General features: G+C 69.7%; 22 protein-coding genes and 1 tRNA gene. 9 read left to right on the top strand and 14 right to left on the bottom strand.

The genetic code is table 11. The features are described 5' to 3' along the window. Positions 1 to 11 precede the first annotated feature (11 nt). Positions 12 to 470: a GatB/YqeY domain-containing protein gene (locus AC6CCG_RS12120; protein ID WP_496654791.1), complete on the bottom strand. Its 459-nt coding sequence runs from the start codon at positions 468 to 470 to the stop codon at positions 12 to 14. A gap of 103 nt (positions 471 to 573) precedes the next feature. Between AC6CCG_RS12120 and AC6CCG_RS12115 the strand changes: the two genes are divergently transcribed. Next, complete coding sequence (locus tag AC6CCG_RS12115; protein WP_496654790.1) at positions 574 to 1,503, top strand: metallophosphoesterase; 930 nt, start codon at positions 574 to 576, stop codon at positions 1,501 to 1,503. A gap of 51 nt (positions 1,504 to 1,554) precedes the next feature. Continuing rightward, a tRNA-Pro gene (locus AC6CCG_RS12110) sits at positions 1,555 to 1,628 on the top strand. A 45-nt stretch (positions 1,629 to 1,673) separates the two neighbouring features. On the opposite strand, the gene AC6CCG_RS12105 is transcribed toward AC6CCG_RS12110, so the two are convergent. Together AC6CCG_RS12105 and AC6CCG_RS12100 are read right to left on the bottom strand one after the other, a co-directional pair. Next, complete coding sequence (locus AC6CCG_RS12105; protein WP_496654789.1) at positions 1,674 to 2,459, bottom strand: class I SAM-dependent methyltransferase; 786 nt, start codon at positions 2,457 to 2,459, stop codon at positions 1,674 to 1,676. Positions 2,460 to 2,622: 163 nt separating this feature from the next. Further along, positions 2,623 to 3,441, bottom strand: a complete 819-nt coding sequence (locus AC6CCG_RS12100) for an endonuclease/exonuclease/phosphatase family protein (RefSeq protein ID WP_496654788.1) — start codon at positions 3,439 to 3,441, stop codon at positions 2,623 to 2,625. 212 nt (positions 3,442 to 3,653) lie between these two features. Between AC6CCG_RS12100 and AC6CCG_RS12095 the strand changes: the two genes are divergently transcribed. Further along, positions 3,654 to 3,989 (top strand): nucleoside triphosphate pyrophosphohydrolase family protein, encoded by a 336-nt coding sequence (locus AC6CCG_RS12095; protein ID WP_496654787.1) that lies wholly within the window; start codon positions 3,654 to 3,656, stop codon positions 3,987 to 3,989. Here AC6CCG_RS12095 and AC6CCG_RS12090 read toward each other — a convergent pair. Together AC6CCG_RS12090 and AC6CCG_RS12085 are read right to left on the bottom strand one after the other, a co-directional pair. After that, positions 3,964 to 4,542, bottom strand: coding sequence for a P-loop nucleotide/nucleoside kinase family protein (locus tag AC6CCG_RS12090; protein ID WP_496654786.1), 579 nt, complete (start codon positions 4,540 to 4,542; stop codon positions 3,964 to 3,966). The genes AC6CCG_RS12095 and AC6CCG_RS12090 overlap by 26 nt on opposite strands. Further along, the gene (locus AC6CCG_RS12085; RefSeq protein WP_496654785.1) at positions 4,539 to 5,030 is read right to left on the bottom strand and encodes a GNAT family N-acetyltransferase; all 492 of its coding nucleotides are present in this window, start codon (positions 5,028 to 5,030) and stop codon (positions 4,539 to 4,541) included. The genes AC6CCG_RS12090 and AC6CCG_RS12085 overlap by 4 nt, the downstream gene beginning before the upstream one ends. A gap of 72 nt (positions 5,031 to 5,102) precedes the next feature. Between AC6CCG_RS12085 and AC6CCG_RS12080 the strand changes: the two genes are divergently transcribed. Next, positions 5,103 to 5,315: a helix-hairpin-helix domain-containing protein gene (locus AC6CCG_RS12080; protein WP_496654784.1), complete on the top strand. Its 213-nt coding sequence runs from the start codon at positions 5,103 to 5,105 to the stop codon at positions 5,313 to 5,315. Here AC6CCG_RS12080 and AC6CCG_RS12075 read toward each other — a convergent pair. Next, positions 5,312 to 5,704 carry an MmcQ/YjbR family DNA-binding protein gene (locus AC6CCG_RS12075; protein ID WP_496654783.1) on the bottom strand — a complete coding sequence of 131 codons (393 nt, stop codon included), beginning with the start codon at positions 5,702 to 5,704 and terminating at the stop codon, positions 5,312 to 5,314. The two genes, AC6CCG_RS12080 and AC6CCG_RS12075, sit on opposite strands and share 4 nt — an antisense overlap. Continuing rightward, positions 5,701 to 6,231, bottom strand: coding sequence for a hypothetical protein (locus tag AC6CCG_RS12070; protein WP_496654782.1), 531 nt, complete (start codon positions 6,229 to 6,231; stop codon positions 5,701 to 5,703). Before AC6CCG_RS12070 ends, AC6CCG_RS12075 begins: the two co-directional genes overlap by 4 nt. A 349-nt stretch (positions 6,232 to 6,580) precedes the next feature. Between AC6CCG_RS12070 and AC6CCG_RS12065 the strand changes: the two genes are divergently transcribed. From AC6CCG_RS12065 to AC6CCG_RS12055, 3 genes are all read left to right on the top strand, one after another. Continuing rightward, positions 6,581 to 7,258 carry a hypothetical protein gene (locus AC6CCG_RS12065; RefSeq protein WP_496654781.1) on the top strand — a complete coding sequence of 226 codons (678 nt, stop codon included), beginning with the start codon at positions 6,581 to 6,583 and terminating at the stop codon, positions 7,256 to 7,258. A 200-nt stretch (positions 7,259 to 7,458) separates the two neighbouring features. Next, positions 7,459 to 8,184 carry a hypothetical protein gene (locus tag AC6CCG_RS12060; protein ID WP_496654780.1) on the top strand — a complete coding sequence of 242 codons (726 nt, stop codon included), beginning with the start codon at positions 7,459 to 7,461 and terminating at the stop codon, positions 8,182 to 8,184. Positions 8,185 to 8,531: 347 nt separating this feature from the next. After that, positions 8,532 to 9,272 (top strand): hypothetical protein, encoded by a 741-nt coding sequence (locus tag AC6CCG_RS12055; RefSeq protein ID WP_496654779.1) that lies wholly within the window; start codon positions 8,532 to 8,534, stop codon positions 9,270 to 9,272. 10 nt (positions 9,273 to 9,282) lie between these two features. On the opposite strand, the gene AC6CCG_RS12050 is transcribed toward AC6CCG_RS12055, so the two are convergent. The 4 genes from AC6CCG_RS12050 to AC6CCG_RS12035 all read right to left on the bottom strand — a co-directional run bounded on the left by AC6CCG_RS12050 (position 9,283) and on the right by AC6CCG_RS12035 (position 13,016). Beyond that, a complete protein-coding gene (locus AC6CCG_RS12050) occupies positions 9,283 to 9,687 on the bottom strand; it encodes a hypothetical protein (RefSeq protein ID WP_496654778.1) in 405 nt (134 codons plus the stop codon). After that, positions 9,687 to 10,952, bottom strand: a complete 1,266-nt coding sequence (locus AC6CCG_RS12045) for an aspartate kinase (protein WP_496654777.1) — start codon at positions 10,950 to 10,952, stop codon at positions 9,687 to 9,689. Before AC6CCG_RS12045 ends, AC6CCG_RS12050 begins: the two co-directional genes overlap by 1 nt. A 127-nt stretch (positions 10,953 to 11,079) precedes the next feature. Further along, a complete protein-coding gene (locus AC6CCG_RS12040) occupies positions 11,080 to 11,928 on the bottom strand; it encodes a dihydrodipicolinate synthase family protein (RefSeq protein ID WP_496654776.1) in 849 nt (282 codons plus the stop codon). After that, positions 11,925 to 13,016 carry an exo-alpha-sialidase gene (locus AC6CCG_RS12035; RefSeq protein ID WP_496654775.1) on the bottom strand — a complete coding sequence of 364 codons (1,092 nt, stop codon included), beginning with the start codon at positions 13,014 to 13,016 and terminating at the stop codon, positions 11,925 to 11,927. The genes AC6CCG_RS12040 and AC6CCG_RS12035 overlap by 4 nt, the downstream gene beginning before the upstream one ends. 47 nt (positions 13,017 to 13,063) lie before the next feature. Here AC6CCG_RS12035 and AC6CCG_RS12030 point away from each other — a divergent pair, with 47 nt between their 5' ends. After that, positions 13,064 to 14,683 (top strand): glycoside hydrolase family 3 protein, encoded by a 1,620-nt coding sequence (locus tag AC6CCG_RS12030; RefSeq protein ID WP_496654774.1) that lies wholly within the window; start codon positions 13,064 to 13,066, stop codon positions 14,681 to 14,683. Between the two features lie 56 nt (positions 14,684 to 14,739). Here the strand turns inward: AC6CCG_RS12030 and AC6CCG_RS12025 are convergent, their stop codons facing one another. Together AC6CCG_RS12025 and AC6CCG_RS12020 are read right to left on the bottom strand one after the other, a co-directional pair. Continuing rightward, the gene (locus AC6CCG_RS12025; RefSeq protein WP_496654773.1) at positions 14,740 to 15,066 is read right to left on the bottom strand and encodes a hypothetical protein; all 327 of its coding nucleotides are present in this window, start codon (positions 15,064 to 15,066) and stop codon (positions 14,740 to 14,742) included. A gap of 20 nt (positions 15,067 to 15,086) precedes the next feature. Further along, positions 15,087 to 15,965, bottom strand: a complete 879-nt coding sequence (locus AC6CCG_RS12020) for a phytanoyl-CoA dioxygenase family protein (protein WP_496654772.1) — start codon at positions 15,963 to 15,965, stop codon at positions 15,087 to 15,089. 128 nt (positions 15,966 to 16,093) lie between these two features. On the opposite strand from AC6CCG_RS12020, the gene AC6CCG_RS12015 reads away from it, so the two are divergent. Beyond that, positions 16,094 to 16,888 (top strand): helix-turn-helix domain-containing protein, encoded by a 795-nt coding sequence (locus AC6CCG_RS12015; RefSeq protein ID WP_496654771.1) that lies wholly within the window; start codon positions 16,094 to 16,096, stop codon positions 16,886 to 16,888. On the opposite strand, the gene AC6CCG_RS12010 is transcribed toward AC6CCG_RS12015, so the two are convergent. Beyond that, positions 16,842 to 17,333, bottom strand: coding sequence for a GNAT family N-acetyltransferase (locus AC6CCG_RS12010; RefSeq protein WP_496654770.1), 492 nt, complete (start codon positions 17,331 to 17,333; stop codon positions 16,842 to 16,844). The genes AC6CCG_RS12015 and AC6CCG_RS12010 overlap by 47 nt on opposite strands. Positions 17,334 to 17,364: the final 31 nt, after the last annotated feature.

Raw genomic sequence — 17,364 nt, 5'->3', positions numbered from 1 at the left:
GGACTCTCGGCTCAGCCGAGCTGGCGCTTCACCTCGGCGGCCACCGCGCCGCCGTCGGCCTTGCCCTTGGTCCGCGGGGTCAGCACACCCATCACCTTGCCGATGCCGCGCGGGCCCAGCTCCGCGGCGCCGGTCTCGGCGATCGCCTGCCGGACCAGTTCGGCGATCTCCGCCTCACCCAGCTGCTGCGGCAGGTAGTCGGCCAGCACGGCGGCCTCGGCCCGCTCCTTCTCGGCCAGGTCGGTGCGGCCGGCGTCGGCGTACGCCTCCTCGGACTCGCGCCGCTTCTTGGCCTCCTTGATGACGACGTCGAGCTCCTGCTCGGCGGTGAGCTCCTTGGCGGCCGTACCGGCCACCTCCGCCTCCGTGATCGCCGTGAGCACCATCCGCAGCGTCGAGGTGCGTACGCTGTCGCGGGCCTTCAGCGAGGCCACCATGTCAGCGTGCAGTCGTTCCTTCAGTTCAGCCATGGCTCCATCCTTGCCCACCCGCCTCGGGCTGTCGAAGACCATGCGCCCAGAGCCGCTCGCCCGACGTGCCCTGAGCCTGTCGAAGGGCTTGTAGCCTTGCGCCATGTCTGCAGGACGCGTTGCCAAGATCGCCGCCGGCACGGTGCTCGGGGTCGGGGCCGTCGGCGCCGGCTGCCTGGCCTATGCGGCCGGGTACGAGGTGCGTTCGTTCCGATTGCGCCGGTTCGAGGTCCCGGTGCTGCCGCCGGACGCCGTACCGATCCGGATCCTGCACCTCTCCGACCTGCACCTGACGCCGGGCCAGCGCAAGAAGCAGGAGTGGGTGAACCGGCTGGCCGGCCTCGAGCCCGACCTGGTGATCGACACCGGTGACAACCTGGCCCACGTCGACGCCGTCGAGCCCACCGTCCGCGCGCTCGGCCGGCTGCTGGACCTGCCCGGTGTGTACGTCTGGGGCTCCAACGACTACTTCCGCCCGACCTTCAAGAACCCGCTGCGCTACCTGACCCAGCCGAAGCGCACCGCCAAGCCCAGCGAGAACACGCTGCCCTGGCAGGACCTGGGCCGGGCCTTCAAACAGTCCGGCTGGCTGGACCTCACCCACACCCGGGCCACGATCGAGATCCACGGGGTACGGATCGGCTTCCGCGGCACCGACGACGCCCACCTGGGCGCCGACCGCTACGCCGAGGTCGCCGGCCCGATCGACCGCAACGAGGTCGACGTCGCGATCGCGGTCACCCACGCCCCGTACCTTCGGCTGCTGGACGCCATGACCGCCGACGGCCACGACCTGATCGTCGCCGGCCACACCCACGGCGGCCAGGTCTGCGTGCCCTTCTACGGCGCGCTGGTCACCAACTGCGACATCGACGCCGCCCGGGTGAAGGGGCTGTCCACCCATCGGATCGGCGATCGCAGCGCCCACCTGCACGTCTCCGCGGGCCTCGGAACCTCCCCGTACGCCCCGATCCGGTTCGCCTGCCCACCCGAAGCAACCCTGCTCACCCTGGTCCCGCGAGACGCGGAGTGATACCGATGTGAGAACTTCGCCTCGGATGGGCTAGACTCTCCGAGGTTTCACCGGGGTGTGGCGCAGCTTGGTAGCGCGCTTCGTTCGGGACGAAGAAGTCGCAGGTTCAAATCCTGTCACCCCGACCCATGGGATCGGCCCTCTGACCGCAAGGTCAGGGGGCCGATCGCTTACCTGGAACCTTCTGTGGTGGCGATCAAGGCGGTCGTCGGGAACGACAGGGTGTCGCTCCGGGCGCGCTCGCTCGTGATCTTGTCGTACGCCGAACGCATCCGCGCCCGGCCCGCATGATCTTGAGCATCGTACGTCTGTCCGATACCGGCGATACCGCCTTCGACGGCGGTCCAAAGGTCTGCCGGGCTGATCTCGAAGGTCCATTCCAGTTCCTGGACGTCGATCCGGTCGAACTCGGCCTCGACCAGGAGCGCCCTGAGGCCTTCTTCCGTTCGACCGAAGTCGTGCTCGGGCGGCAGTCGCTGACCGGTCGGCGGTGCCGTCTCAGCCTGAGCCATGACCTCGGACCAGAACTGATTGAGCGGCAGTGTCCGAGACGGCCAGATCGTGGCGACCAGTCGGCCGCCGGTACGGAGAACCCGATGCAGCTCGGCTGCGGCGCCGCGGGGATCCGGGACGTGGTTGATCACGAAGTTCGCTGTGATCGCCTCGAAGGTCTGGTCGGCGAAGGGCAGGTGCTGGATCGTGGCCCGGGCGAACGCGAGCGCTGGGTGATGACGGCGCGCTAACGCGATCATCGACTCGTCGCTGTCCAGCCCGACCACGCTGTGGCCTGCAACGCTGGCCGCCGCGGCGACGGTGCCTGGTCCGGTCCCGATGTCCAGGAGGCGAGCCGAACGACCGGGTCCGAGACGGTCCATGATTTCGTCCACCGCGCCGGCGCACAGTCGAGCGAACGAACCTGCGTACGCCTGCGCGCTGTTCTCCCAGGAATGGGGCACGGTCGCGAACGTAACATCGGCGCTGCGGCAAGTGACACAGATCTGCCACACAACGCCTTCTCAAGGCCGAAAATCGTGATCGGGACGCGTTCCGCGTCGGATCTGTGCCACTCGCCCGGCGACGGCGATCGCCGCACGCTGATCGCGCTTCTCGGGCTCGGCGTCACCCGGCGGTAGCGGCCGTCGCAACGACACCCAGATGGTCCGACGGATAGAACCCGTCCGGGTCGGCGAGGTCACCGATCCGCCGTGCGTACACCGGTCTGAGATCTCGGCTCAGGAACACATAGTCCAATCGCACGACCGGGTCATGGCTTGGCATCGTGAATCCGGGGTGGTCCGGGTGAACCGCAGCCCAGGCGTCAGCCAGGGGACGCACGCCCTGGGTGAGGAGGGACAGCTCCGGCTTCTCTGGAGCAACCGTGTTCAGGTCGCCGACGACGGCCAACCGCAGGTCCGGCAGAGCAGCGAGGTAAGCCACCAGAGCCTCCGCCGCGGCACTGCGAGCTGCAGCCGATCGAGGCGACCAGTGGGTCACCACCAGGTTCGTGTCACCGCCGGGTGTCGCCACTACCGCATGCAGGATGCCGGCTGAGCCGTAACCGCTGTCCGCCTCGTCCCGGGCCGTCCCGGCAGGTAGCGGAACCACCGTCGACGACCTGATGTCGTGCGGGGTCAGCACGGCGAGTTGGCCATCAGGCCGGCTCGCGGAGTTCAGGCCCAGCCGTTCGGCGAGCGCCTCCACGACCGGTTCTCCGCCCCGGCCTTCATCGGAGACTTCCTGCAAACCGATCAGATCGAGGTTCGGCTGCCGCAACGCGTCCATGATCAAGGGCAGCCTTCGGCTCCACACGCCTGCCTCGGGACGCATCGTGACGGCGGCCGTTCCCGGCACGGCGCCACGGACGGTGCCCCGCTCGGCGGCGTAGCGCCAGGGCTCACCGGTCCGCCAGACATTGAATGTTCCTACCGACAGGTGCATGGTTCCACTCTCGTCCGTTGATCATCCGGCGGGCTGACAGCCGAACCCTTGCAGGCCCGACGAGTCCCGCAGAAGCGGCCTTTGCTCAGGGCAGACCGCTGGCGGAATCGTGGTTGCCCTGCGGCCGGTCCGTGCCGCCTACCGCGGCTTCGCGAACCGTTGCCTGAAGTGGTTGGCGCACCCGCCCCGCGACCAGCGGGCAGACTGACCCGGTGACGTTCGACTTCAGCAGCTATCAGCAGGCCGCCGCCCGGACCGGGGCGCCGATCGCGACCGATCATCCGGTCGTCTACCCGACCCTGGGCCTGGTCAACGAGGCCGGGGAGGTCGCGGGGAAGATCAAGAAGATCTTCCGGGATCGGCAGGGTGTGATCACGGACGAGGACCGGGCGGCGTTGACCCTCGAGTTGGGCGACGTTCTCTGGTACGTGTCGGAGCTCTGCACCAGGCTCGGCATCAGCCTGGAGGACGTGGCGGAGCGCAACGTGGCCAAGCTTGCCGACCGGGCTTCGCGCGGTGTGATCAAGGGTGATGGTGATCACCGTTGAGGCGAGCCCGGCACGATGCTTCGTTGATGATCATGCTCGCGGTCGCCTCGGCGGTCAGGTCGGCGGAGTCGAGCCACCAACCTTGATCGCCGAGTTCCCGGCGCATCGAGGCGTCCATCGCCTCGTAGCCGGTGAACTCCCAGCGCTGCTGCGGATCGCGGTACCGGTTCCGTTCTCGGCACGCCTCGCTTCCCGGCGCCAGGACGACGAAGGAGGTCGGCAGCGGATCGAGGAGTTCGCGGAACTGGTCGAGTTGCCGACGGTCCGGGATCACCCAGTCGATCACGGTCGTGAAGCCAGCGGTCACGAAGTTCCGGGCCAGCGTGCAGAGGTTCCGGTTGCACAGGTCGACCTGGCGGGCGGCTTCGTCGGCCGGCTCGCCGAGGGCCCACACTCCCCCGCTGACGATGAATCGGACCACGTCGTCGCCGTCCAGCCGAGCGGACCGGTCCAGCTCCTGGGCGATCAGGCGGGTGACGGTCGACTTGCCAGCGGCGGGCATGCCGGTGACGATCAGGCACTCCGGCCGGTCCGAACCGAACCGCGCGATCACGACGACAACTCCTTCACCAGGAACGTGCACGGGTCCTTGATCAGCGTGGTCACGCCGGCGTCGTCCAGGTACGGCCACACGTCGAGGTAGTCCAGGACGGGTCGATAGCCCAGCCGTTCGTACAACGCCCTCGGCCGGGGATCGTCGTCGCCCGCGCCGAGGCCGATCATGGTGTGGCCGCGGTTCCGGGCGAGGTCCTCGGCGGCGGTGATCAACGCGGTGCCGATGCCGCGGCCGCGCAGCCGATACACGAGCAGCCCGTTGATCTCGGGACATTCCGGGTACGCCGAGCGCACTTCCGCGGCCGCGCAGCCGGTCCAGCGCACTTCCCCGTGTCCCAGCGGCAGATCGCCATCGCAGGCGATCAAGTACGTGCCTTCGCCGCGCTCCTGGCGTTCCAGCTTCACCCGGTGGAACCGGTTCCGGCCGGTCGGCTCCGCCTGCTCGAGCGCTTCAAGATCATCCGCGCGGCACGGTCGGATCAGCATGATCGCGACGCTACCGCGCACCGTTCCCCGACGACACGGAATTTCCGGGGACCAGCGACTACCCTGAACCGGGTGAGCACGCGCGACGTACCGGCCCAGATCGGCGACCTGCCACGGATCGGCCGGCCGGCCAACAGCGCCCTGCTGAACGAAGGCATCACCACCCTGGAGCAGGTGGCGGCCCTGGGCAGAACCAGACTGGCGGCCCTGCACGGCGTCGGGCCGAAGGCGATCGCCTTGCTGGCGGAGGCGATCCGGGAGCGCGGCCTCGACTTCTCCGCTTAGCCCTCGTACTCGCGAACCAGGGTCGCGGGCGCGATCAGACGCCAGGCGTCGACCAGCAGTTCGCGAAGCTCGGCCTGGTCCGCGGTCCGCAACCGTACGATCACGCCGGGCGAGCCCGCGTAGTGCGGGGTGACGAAGAAGGTCACCGGGTCCTGCGCCAGCAGCGCCGCCTTCTCGTCCGGCCCGGTCTTCACGAAGACGAACTCCTCGCCCTCGACCGCGTCCGGCGGCGACCCCCGGTCACCGCCGGCGGGATAGGCGATCACCTTTCCGCGCACCTTGATCACGCCGCGCGGGAAGTGCCCGCCCGCCGGGTGGAACTCCGCGCCGGGCAACCGCGCGAGGAACGTCCGGACGTCGTCCCAGCTCTCCAGCCGATCCATGATCATCCCTTCAGTTCCTCGACGGTACGGACGCCGCGCTCGAGCACGGCCCGATAGATCTCGGACCCGCCGATCCGGTCCGGATAGTCCGGACACTCGGTCTTCAACCGAAGGATCGTCTCCCGTACGGACCCGGGAAGCTCGCGCAGTCGAAGCGCGTCCCCCACATGCGGACGATCCACCACGTGCAGCCAGAAGGTCAGGTCCACCTTCCACCCGCCGCCGAGTTTCAGCACCAGGTAGAACCGCTCGTCCGTGATCTTGGCCGTGGGCCGCCGGTCACCGCGCTCGTCCCGGAAGTCCGCCTCGATGATCATGACCCGCTCGGCCAGCGTCTCGAGTCCGGACAGGATCATCGGGGCGGTGGCGTCCGGGGCGTCGAACATGACGTCGAGATCGCGCACGGCCAGCAACCCGGACCGGACACTGCCGATGACCTGCGGCGGCCAGCCGAAGACGGAGCCGAGGTCGAGCCGCGCGAGCAGCCGACCGGCCTCGGCACCGAGGCGTTCGGCTCGTTCGGACGGCGACATGCTGACGACCGTAGAGCCCCGATCCCGAACGCGCCAGAGTCGCCGGTGCCGTCGGTGGCCGCGGCTACGGTCGAGGGACCCGGTCGGGAATCTGTTCCGCGTGCTCGCCCACGCCCGACCGCGTCCACGTCCGCAAAACGTTACGGACGAGGCGGAATGCGTACTGTAATATCACCCGAGGTATCGGGAGCCGGAACCCTCCGGCGCCCTGAAACCAGGATGGTCGAGCCCGCTGCGGGTGACGATCACGTTCGCTCCCGGAGCTCGGGCATTCACAACTGAATGCATGCCATCAGGCGGCAACTCGGGAGGGGACCACATGGTTCGGCCGCGCAGAGCCCTTATTGACATGCAGCCGTCGTCGCCGTGGGCACGACGGCTGGTCATCTTGATCACCGTACCGGCGGTCACGATCGCCGCGGTGTTCGCCGGCCTGTATCTGTACCAGCAGCAGGCCACCACCCGGACGGTCAACCCGGCCGGGCCGCCGTCGAGCAGCCCCAGCGACACGGCGAAGATCAAGCAGGCCATCTCGGACTGCCGGCGCGAGGTCGCGCTCGCGGAGTCGGTGCTCAGCGCCGCCGACGACGGGGTACGGAACTGGCGGGAGCGCGTCCAGGCCCAGACCGACCTGTCGCTCGGCCGGATCTCCGAGAAGGAAGCCAAGGACATCTGGAATCGGACCGGAAGCGCGGGGCCCTCCGACATCGCCAAGTACCAGACGGCGAAGTCCGCCTACCGCGCCGACAACGGCGCCTGCTCGCCGGTCAAGGGAGCCACCGAGGCCGAGACGGAACAGCTGAAGATCTGCCGCGCCCGGGTCGGCAAGGTCGGCCCCGCGCTGTCCGCCGCCGATCTCACCCTGAAGGACTGGGAGATCCACCTCGGGTCGACGCCGGCCAGCGTCAGCCCCAGCCAGGATCCGGACGGAGTCTGGCGTGATGCGTGGCGCAAGGCGCCGACCAACCTGAACAAGTACTCCGACGCGATGGACACCCTGGCCAAGACCAAGAGCTGCCCGCGCTGAACGCACGAGTACGGACCTGCCCGAGGTCAAGCACGACGCGGTCCACGGATTCGGCCTTGATCAACTCCTGAGCTTGGCCCGCCCGGTTTGATCCGGCGCTGAGGAACGGCTGAGACGCCCTTCCTACGATGGGCCGAAATCGCTGCGGTCGCCGGCCGACTCGGGGAGGGGACCACCGTATGGTTCAGCCGCGGAGAGCAATGGACGCTCCGCCAAGATCACGGCTGCGACGCCTGATCATCTGGTTCACGGTCCCGGTTCTGCTCCTGGTCATGGGTGCGGCCGGCGTCCTGGTGTGGTCGACACTCAACCAAGGCGGCCCCGGCACCCCGGCGATCCCACTGGCCAAGCCGGCCGGAGGAGCGCCCGAGGAGACCCCGGCGGACGGCAGCGGACCGACCGGCCAGCAGTCGGTGGGCGAGGCGATCACGATCTGCCGCCGGGAGGTGGCCGTGGCGGAGTCCGTACTCGCGGCGGCCGGTGACGGAGTCGGGCACTGGCGCGAACACGTCCAGGCCCAGACCGACCTCTCCCTCGGTCGCACCGACGAGGACGACGCCGAGAAGATCTGGAAGCGGACCAGGCAGGCCGGTGCCTCCGACGTCGCCAAGTACCAGACCGCGAGGTCGGGCCGGAAGGCCGACGGCAACGCCTGCCGCCCGGTGAAGGGTGCCGAGGACGACCAGGCCGAGCAACTGAAGATGTGCAAGGCGCGGCTGTCCAAGGTGACATCGGCCCTGACCAACGCCGACTTGGCGATGAAGGACTGGCAGCGTCAGCTCGACGAACTGAAGGACGCCGACCCGGACGACCTGCACGACTACGAGGACTCCTGGCTGGAGAGCTGGCGCAAGGCTCCGGAGAACCTGGACAAGTACTCCTCGGCGATGGACGCCCTGGCCAAGACCAAGAGCTGCCCGCGCTAGTCCATTTCCACAGTGCGGCGAAAGGGGTCAAGGGGACGCGGTCTCGAAGATTGGATCTTGATGAACTCCTGAGGCAGCGTTGTCCGAGTTAACGCGCTGCTGCGGATTCCCTGAGTCACGCTCCTTAGCATGATCATGAACATCGCTGCGTAACACGATGCGTATCGTGGTCGTTCGGGGGAGCGTCGCAGCATTCTTCCCGCGGACCGATTCGATCGGTCCGGTGCACCTCTGGTGCGCAACGAGTCCATGATCGTCTTCGTCCTCTTCGCAGCGGCAACTCGGGAGGGGACCGTCCCATGGTTCGGCCGCGAAGAGCAGCAGACTCACCAGCACCATCGCCGCTGATGCGACGCGTGGCCATTCTCTGTACGGTTCCGGTCGTCGTGATCGCCGCCGCGGCGGCCGGCGTCCTGATCTGGTCGGCCCAGCAGAACCCCACCGGGCTGCCGCCGAACGCCGCCGGCTCGGGCGCCGCCGTACCGCCGTCCTCGTCGGCCCCGGCGTCGGACGAACCGGAGCCGAAGCGAGCCCCGTCCGAGAACGCGAGCGGCTCGACCGGTGAGCAGGAGGCGGTCACCAAGGCGATCGCGGACTGCCGCCGCGAGGTGGCGCAGAGCGAGTCGGTGCTGCAGTCCGCCGGCCAGGGCGTCGATCACTGGCGCCAGCACGTGCAGGCGCAGACCGATCTGACGCTGGGCCGCAACACCGAGGCGGAGACCAAGGCGATCTGGAAGCGGACCAAGCTGCCCGGCCCGTCCGACGTGGCGAAGTACGAGACCGCACGGTCCGGTCACAAGGCGGTGGCCGACGCCTGCAAACCGGTGGAGGCCGCGACGTCCCAGCAGGCCGAGCAGCTGAAGCTGTGCCGGGCCCGGCTGGAGAAGGTACGGGTCGCGCTGACCGGAGCCGATCTCGCCATGGGCGACTGGGCCGATCACCTCGCCGACATGCGGAAGTCGGCCGCCGGGCACGTGCACAACGCGCAGGAGGTCTGGCTGGACACCTGGCGAGCCGCGCCGCCGAACCTGGAGAAGTACGCCTCAGCGATGGACACGCTGGCCAAGACCAAGAGCTGCCCGAGCTGACCGGGCAAGGTCAGCCGGTCGGGCCCTGCTGCCCGTAGTTCTGCGGGTACGGATTCGGCTGCCCGTACTGACCGGGCGCGGGCGCCGGCGGGCGCTGACCGGCGGCCGGGGCGCCGCCGGACCGGCCGGCGACGACGGCGCAGATCACCAGCACCAGGCCGACCGCGGACACCAGGCCGAGGATGGCCGACGGGATGCCGAGCGCGCTGGTCGGGAGATCGAACTCGCGCATCGCCCAGGGCAGTGCCATGCTCCAGACGGAGCTGAGAATGTGCCCGAACAGCATGATCACGCAACCGATCAGCCCGAGCACCCGGGCCGACCCGCGCGCCCGTACCCCGATCAGGACGAGCCCGAGGAGCATCGGGAACGCGAACAGCAACTGCCCCGCGAGGTACGGGAGCATCTCCAGCATCAGCGGCCGGTGCCGGCGTAGACGACCGCCTCGTTCTCGGAGTCCAGGTCGAACGCGGTGTGGGCGGCGACCACGGCCCGGTCGACGTCGTCCTGATCGACGACCACCGAGATCCGGATCTCCGAGGTGGAGATCATCTCGATGTTGACGCCGGCGTCGGCGAGGGACGCGAAGAACTTCGCGGTCACGCCGGGATGGGAGCGCATGCCGACCCCGACCACCGACACCTTGCCGATCTGGTCGTCGTACAGGATCTGCTCGAAGCCCACGGTCTCGCGCAGCGCCTCGAGCGCGGCCTTCGCGGCTGTGCCGTCGGTCTTCGGCAGCGTGAAGGAGATGTCGGTGCGACCGGTGTCCACCGCCGACACGTTCTGCACGATCATGTCGATGTTGATCTCCGTGGCGGCAACCGCCTCGAAGATCCGGGCGGCCTCGCCGACGCGATCCGGGACGCCGACCACGGTGATCTTGGCCTCGCCGCGATCGTGCGCGACTCCGGAGATGATCGCTTGTTCCATGGCAGTTCCCTTCTCTGCCTCGGTGACCCAGGTGCCGTCCTTGTCCGAAAACGACGATCGTACATGCACGGCCACGTTCTCCCGTCGGGCGTATTCGACACAGCGCAGGTGCAGGATCTTGGCGCCGCAGGCGGCCATCTCCAGCATCTCCTCGTAGCTGATCTTGGGGATCCGGCGCGCGCTCGGCACGATCCTCGGGTCGGCGGTGAAGATCCCGTCGACGTCGGTGTAGATCTCGCAGTGATCGGCGTTCAGCGCGGCGGCCAGCGCGACGGCGGTGGTGTCGGACGCGCCCCGGCCGAGCGTCGTGATGTCCTTCGTGTCCTGCGCGACGCCCTGGAAGCCGGCCACGATGACGATGTCACCCGCGTCCACCGCGGAGACGATCCGGCCGGGGGTGATGTCGATGATCCGGGCGTTGCCGTGCGTCCCGGTCGTGATGATGCCGGCCTGGGAGCCGGTCAGCGACCGGGCGTGCAGGCCGAGGTCGGCGATCGCCATCGCCAGCAACGCCGCGCTCATCCGCTCGCCGGCGGTGAGCAGCATGTCCAGCTCCCGCGGCGGCGGCAGCGGCGAGACCTGGAGCGCGAGGTCCATCAACTCGTCGGTGGTGTCGCCCATGGCCGAGATGACGACCACGACGTCGTGGCCCTGTTGCTTCGTCGCGACGACGCGCTTGGCGACCCGTTTGATGCTCTCGGCATCGGCCACCGACGATCCGCCGTACTTCTGCACTACGCGGCCCACGCCGCCTCCCCACGTCCGTTCACGACTCCCCCGACACGGCCGGCCCATTCCACGCCGGACCAGGCCACACTCTAGTGGGGATCCGGCCGCGGACCGGCGGCGGTCACACTGCGAACATCTCCCGCTCTCACGCGGGAGCCGGCCGGCGCGCGTCCTCGACCAGGGCCGCGATCTCGGCGATCAGGTCCGGGGCAAGGCCGGGCATCGACATCCGCGACCGCCACGGCCGGTCCGTCAGCAGCCGCAGCGCCAACTTCTGCCGTGCGATGGACGGCCCGATCAACCCGACGAGACGCCGGATCCCGGCCCGGTCGTCGCGGTGGCTCAGCATCAGGTCCGGCAGGACGGCGAAGCATCCCGACACCACGCCGGCACCGCCCTCGGCCCGGATCACGGGCAGCCGGGAGTCGTCGCCGGTGTAGAGCGCCTGGTCCGGGCGGGTCAGCGTGACGAAGGTCGCGAAGTCGTCGTTGGCGCGGCCGGACAGCTTGGCCCCGGCGACGTTCGGCGGCTCCATCAGCGCCCGGAACGTCGCCGCGTCGACCTCGACCCCGGTCCGCTCCGGGAACAGGTACGGGAAGACGGCGAGCTCGGGCTGCGCCGCCGTGAAGGCCTGGGCGTGCTCCACGACCTGCGGCCCGTCCGCCGGAAGGTAGTACGGGGTCAGCAGCGCGACCCGGCGCACCCCGGCCGCGGCCGCGTGCTCGGCCAGCAGCAGCGACTCGTACAGCGATGCGGCGCCGACGTGCGCGACCACCCGGTCCGGCCCGAGCACGCCGACGGCGAGCTCCGTCAGCAGGTCGCGCTCCTGCCGGTCCAGCGCCGGGAACTCACCCGTGGTGCCGGCGACGAGGACATCGGCATGATCATCCGGAAGGCGCGTCAGCAGCTCGACGAACGCGTCCCGGTCGATCCGGAGATCGTCGTCGAACGGCGTCGGTACGGCGGAGATGATCAAGGGTGCGGGGCTCGTCACGGCACCCACCGTACGGCCTCGATGAAGCGCTCCGACCGCTCGGCGTCGTTGCTGTAGAAGACGGCCAGCACGCTGCCGTCCCCCATCGGGACGGCCCGCGGATAACCCAGGTCCCGGACCGCCGTGTCGTCGGTGATCACGGTCGCGGTCCAGCTGGCGCCCCGGTCGGTGCTGATCATGGCCCGCAGCCCGTACGGTTCGGCCCGGCTCCCGTACACCAGCACCAGACGACCGTCGGTCAGCCGGACCAGCGCCGGCGGGTTGCCCCCGGCCCCGGCCTCCGGGACCGGCGTGCCGACCAGTCGCCAGTTGCGGCCCTGGTCGTCGCTGGCGTAGAGGTCGATCCAGTGCGGCTTCGTCGTCCGCTCCCCCGCTCCCGCGCAGCGTCGCGCGCAGAGGATCGTGCCGTCGTCCAGCCGCAGCGAGGACGGCATGATCGCCCAGCCCTCCGGCTCGTCGCCGACCCAGCCGCGCGGCTCGAACGTCCGGCCGCCGTCGCCGGTCCACACGGAGAGGATCCGTCCCTCGCTGCCGTCCTCCTTGCCCGTGGTCAGCTGGAACAGCGCCTCGCCGGGCCCGAGCGGCACGATGTCGGTGCGCGCCGCGACCGCGCGCTGCCCGAACGTCCCGAGCGGGTGCGGGCCGGACCAGGACCTGGCCCGGTCCCGGCTGACGTAGAACCAGGACCGGGCCCCGTCGACGATGCCGGTCCGCCCGACCAGCACGATCGTCTCCGGGTCGGTGAAGTCCACCGGCTCGGGCGTGCCGAACTCGCCCTCGTCCAACCGCGGCCCGATCTGCAACTCTTCGTCGACATGCTCGTCCCCGGACAGGGTCTGCACACCGCCCGGGACGACGCCGGTGAACGGCTCGTGGCGCCAGCTCCGGCCGCCGTCCAGGCTGCGCGCGACCACCGGCACGAACGGGCGCGCCCTGTCCCGCGGGTGCAGGCCGGTGTCCGGCCCGACCCAACCGGTCACGAAGATCGACACCACCTCCTCGTCCCAGCCCCACAACCCGTAGTTGGCCGGCCATCCCGCGAACCGCCCCGGCTCGCGGTAGACGATGCTGCGCGTCGTCGTCATCATGAACGTCACCCTTTCAGGTCGGCCGGACCGGCACATAGGGTCGAGCGGTGAGCGACTGGGTGGACGAGCAATTGGGGCGGCTGAGCCTGGAGCAGCAGGTCGGGCAGCTGTTGGTGCCGTACGTGACCGGGGCGGCGGTGGATGCCGCGGCACCGGAGAACCGGGAGCGGTTCGGGGTGGACACGCCGGCCGAGGTGATCAGATCACTGCAGCCGGGCGGGGTGATCTATTTCGCCTGGTCACACAATGTCGATCATCCGGAGCGGACCGCCGCGCTCAGTGCCGGGCTGCAGCAGGCGGCCCTTGATGATCATGGTCCGGGTGTCGGACTGATGATCGCCACCGACCAGGAGAACGGGATCGTGGTACGGCTGCGCGAGCCGGTGACCCAGTTCCCGGGGGCGATGGCGCTCGGTGCGACCGGCGATCCCGCGTTGAGCCGAGCCAGCTATCGGGTCACCGGGCGAGAGCTGCGGTCCGTCGGCATCAACGCCGACTACGCGCCGGACGCCGACATCAACGTCAACCCGGCCAATCCGGTGATCGGAGTCCGGTCGTTCGGGTCCGATCCGGCCCGGGTCGCCGATCACGTGGTCGCGTCGATCCGCGGGCTGCAGGACGACGCCGGGATCTCCGCGTCGGTGAAGCACTTCCCGGGTCACGGTGACACCGCGGTCGACTCGCACCACGACCTGCCGGTGATCACTCATGATCACGAGACCTGGCGCCGGGTCGACGCGCCGCCGTTCCGGGCCGCGATCGCCGCCGGCGTCGATCTGATCATGTCGGCGCACCTGTCCTGCCCGGTGTTCGATCCGAGCGGCGACCCGGCGACCCTGAGCCGCGCGGTGATCACCGGGCTGCTCCGCGAGGAGCTGGGCTTCACCGGAGTGATCACGACCGACGCGCTGGACATGCAGGGCGTCCGGACCCGCTATCCGGACGGGGAGGTCGCGGTCCGGGCGATCGAGGCCGGGATCGACCAGCTGCTCGATCCACCGCAGCCGGTGGTGGCGCGGGACGCCTTGGTGCAGGCGGTCCGGGAGGGCCGGATCGGCGAGCAGCGGATCGCGGAGAGCGTGCGGCGGATCCTGGCCCTCAAGCTGCGTCGCGGGTACGCCCTCGGCGCCGACCCGGAGCTGCCGGAACGCTCGGTGATCGGCTCGGAAGATCATCGCGGCACCGCGGCCCGGGTCGCCCGGTCGGCGATCACGGTCGTCCGCGACTCCGGCGGGCTGCCGCTCGGCGACGGGAGCCTGCTGGTCACCGGCTGGGGCGAGACGGCGGTGCCGCTGCTGGCCGAAGCACTGCGCGCGGGCCGATCCGCCCCGGTCGAGGAGTTGATCACCGGAGCCGAGCCGGACGACGTGATGATCAAGGACGCGGTGGCCCGGGCGGCCGCCACGGACCGGGTCGTGCTGCTCACGTCCTCGGCCTGGCGCGACGAACGGCAGCAGGAGCTCGCCCGCGCGGTCGCAGCCGCCAACTCCCACCTGGTCGTGGTGTCGGCGCGGGATCCGTACGACCTGAGGGTGCTGCCGCCGGACACGACCTTGATCACCGGCTACTCGGCGATCCCGGCGACGCTGCAGGCCGTGGCCGACGTCCTGCTCGGGAGCCGACCCGCGACGGGCCGGCTCCCGGTGGAGCTCCACCACGTGCCCTGAGCCTGTCGAAGGGCTGACCGCGCTTGCCCTTCGACAGGCTCGGGGATCGTTGACGTTCAGGCCGTGATGTCGACGATCCGTTCGAACACGAACTCGTACGGCAGGTAGGCGACGTCGTACTCGTGGCCCGTCGGGTGCGACTGCAGCTGGGACAGCTGGAGCAGTCGCCAGCCGTCGATCAGGGCGTCCAGCCCGGTCTTGTACGGCGGCTCGTCGCTGTCGCCCATGGTGGGCCGGGACCGGCCGGTGCCGTCATAGCGGGTCCAGGCGATCACGTTGGAGTCCAGCGCCGAGGTGCCGAGATAGAGGATCAGCACCTGCTGCCGCAGATTCGGCTGGGCCGGCTTGGCGGCGAACGCTTCTTCGATGGTGGTCGTGGTCATGAGTTCTCCTCGTTCCTTGATCAGAAGTGCCAGCCACCGGCGGACCGGTTGGAGCCGAGTCGGACATCGCTGGCGCCGGGTGCGACGAACTGCGGCCGCAGCTGCTCCCGGGTCAGGTAGTAGTCGATGTCGAACTCGTGATCACCGGTCAGGACCCGCCACAGCTTGGCCCGGTTGACCAGCTCCAGCCGGCCCTCGTTGGCCGAGCTCCAGCCGAAGGTCGCGGTCAGTTCCTTGAGCACCTGCGGGTCGTCGATGTCGTCGGTGTTCCACAGCCGGAGCTGGCGGACCGTCGGGTTGAACCTGATCTTGAACATGTAGCGCGGCACGTCGGAGTCGTTGCGGCGACCGCCGTGCCAGATGCCGTGGTGCAGGAACACGACGGTCCCGGCCGGGCAGGTCAGCCGGGTCTGGCCGGCCAGGTTCTGGTAGCGGCCGATGCCGGTCTGGTTGATCTTGCGCAGGTGGGTGCCGGGCACGCTGAGCGTGCCGCCCTGCTCCAGCGTGACGTCCTTCGGGTAGTACATGAGCTGCACGTCGAACGCGTCGACCCGGGTGTCCAGGATCGCATCGCCATGCATGTTCTGGGCCTCGCCGCCGCGCGGCGGCCGGACGTGCACCGCGTGGTGATCGATGTTCGGGCTGGGCCCGACCAGGCTCTGCACGGCGCCGGCGACGGCGGGCAGATCGAGCAGCTCCCGGACGAACGTGCCGACCGGGAAGGCCACGTCGAGCGGCGTCCCGTACGGGTAGCCGGGGATGCCGGCATCGAGGACCTCGATCGCGCGGGCGTTCATGGCGTCCGGCACCACGGCTTCCAGAGCCACGGAGCCGTGGGAGACGAAGTGGGCCATTTCCACCGAGGAGAGTAGGTGTTTTCGATCGACCAGTGCGCTCACGGCACAGTCCTTCCTGGGGCGGGGGTCGTGATTTTGGTACGACAGATGGCGAGTCGTACCGTCAACGCTAGGCGCACCGAGCCCGACTGTCGTGGTACGGATGCGGCGTCTACTGGTTGAATTCCTGCATGGTCACCGCCACGGTTCCGGCAGTGGAACTGGATCTCTCCGAGCCGCCCGAGGTCTGGGCGCAGGGCCGCAGCACGCACGGCGTCCGCAGCCTGGAGGACCGGTTCCAGTTGCCCCGGCTGTGGTCGCTGCACCTGTACGGCTACCACGCCGAGCTCCAGGTCGACGGGGTCACGCACCAGGTGGCGCCGGGCACGGTGTCGCTGGTCCCGCCGGCCGCGGCGATCCGCTACCGCTACCTGGGCCCGTCGACCCACCTGTATGCGCATCTCAAGGCCGGCTCGGGTACGCCCGCTCGCGGCCGGCTGCAGTTGATCATGTCTCCGGGGGCCGAGCTGCCGGTGATCACCGACCTGATGGAGTCCGCCGTCGCCGCGGCCGCGTTCCGGCCGGAACGGACCCGGGCCGACATCTGGGGCGTGCTGCTCCGACTGGCCGACCGGCCCGCCCCGCGCCGGGCCACCACGCCGGCCCATGATCACGTGGTGACCGCGATGGCCTACATCGAGTCGCGGCTGACCGAGACCCTCACCGTGCCGCAGGTCGCCGCCGCGGCCGGCATCTCGGCCAACCACCTGACCCGGTTGTTCTCGGCCGAGGTGGACCAGTCCGTGGTCGGCTACATCCGGCGACGCCGGATCGACCACGCCCGCCGGCTGCTGGCCAGCAGCACGATGTCGATCACGGCGATCGCGTCCGCCGTCGGCTTCCCCGACCTGCAGGCGTTCAACAAGGCCTGCCGCGCCGTCACCGGTCAGTCGCCGCGCCGGCTGCGTCTGGGTCCGGCCGATTGACCGCCCGGCTGCTCTCGTGGGGCAGCAGCCGGCGAGCCACGTACCCGGTCTTCACGTCCGGTGTGAAACCGCAGGACCGGTAGAAGGCGTGTGTCGAGGCCCGCTTCGACCCGGTCAGCAGCATCACCTTGTAGCAGCCGCGCCGCCAGGCCTCCTGGAGCGTGTGATCCATGATCAGCTTGCCCAGGCCGCGGCCGCGGAGCGTCTCCTCGACGACGACGTTCTCGATGATCGCGTACGGCGACGCGGCCCGGCTCAGGTTCGGAATGACGTTGAGGTACGTGGTCGCCACGATCTCGCCGGCCTGCTCCAGCACGGACAGCTGCAGGCCTGGATCGGCGAGGATCCGCTCGAACACCGCCCGGTCGCTGCCGTCCTCGATCACCGGATCGTCCGGGTTCAGCTGCCCGTACAGCCGCATGATCGCCTCGAGGTCGCCTGCCACCGCTGCTCGGAACACGGTGCCACGTCAGCGC

It is taken from the genome of Microlunatus sp. YIM B11417 (assembly GCF_059617205.1).
Note: the sequence above shows the minus strand (reverse complement) of the source record. Positions and strands in the feature narration are given on the sequence as shown.

Bases quoted from the DNA above. Each gene is read 5' to 3' on its own strand.
- AC6CCG_RS12070 (WP_496654782.1), bottom strand. From the start codon at position 6,231: ATGTCGCCGTCCGAACGAGCCGAACGCCTCGGTGCCGAGGCCGGTCGG.
- AC6CCG_RS12085 (WP_496654785.1), bottom strand. From the start codon at position 5,030: ATGCTGATCCGACCGTGCCGCGCGGATGATCTTGAAGCGCTCGAGCAG.
- AC6CCG_RS12025 (WP_496654773.1), bottom strand. From the start codon at position 15,066: ATGACCACGACCACCATCGAAGAAGCGTTCGCCGCCAAGCCGGCCCAG.
- AC6CCG_RS12060 (WP_496654780.1), top strand. From the start codon at position 7,459: ATGGACGCTCCGCCAAGATCACGGCTGCGACGCCTGATCATCTGGTTC.
- AC6CCG_RS12015 (WP_496654771.1), top strand. From the start codon at position 16,094: ATGGTCACCGCCACGGTTCCGGCAGTGGAACTGGATCTCTCCGAGCCG.
- AC6CCG_RS12075 (WP_496654783.1), bottom strand. From the start codon at position 5,704: ATGATCATGGATCGGCTGGAGAGCTGGGACGACGTCCGGACGTTCCTC.
- AC6CCG_RS12100 (WP_496654788.1), bottom strand. From the start codon at position 3,441: ATGCACCTGTCGGTAGGAACATTCAATGTCTGGCGGACCGGTGAGCCC.
- AC6CCG_RS12055 (WP_496654779.1), top strand. From the start codon at position 8,532: ATGCGACGCGTGGCCATTCTCTGTACGGTTCCGGTCGTCGTGATCGCC.
- AC6CCG_RS12120 (WP_496654791.1), bottom strand. From the start codon at position 470: ATGGCTGAACTGAAGGAACGACTGCACGCTGACATGGTGGCCTCGCTG.
- AC6CCG_RS12065 (WP_496654781.1), top strand. From the start codon at position 6,581: ATGCAGCCGTCGTCGCCGTGGGCACGACGGCTGGTCATCTTGATCACC.
- AC6CCG_RS12035 (WP_496654775.1), bottom strand. From the start codon at position 13,016: ATGATGACGACGACGCGCAGCATCGTCTACCGCGAGCCGGGGCGGTTC.
- AC6CCG_RS12115 (WP_496654790.1), top strand. From the start codon at position 574: ATGTCTGCAGGACGCGTTGCCAAGATCGCCGCCGGCACGGTGCTCGGG.
- AC6CCG_RS12050 (WP_496654778.1), bottom strand. From the start codon at position 9,687: ATGCTGGAGATGCTCCCGTACCTCGCGGGGCAGTTGCTGTTCGCGTTC.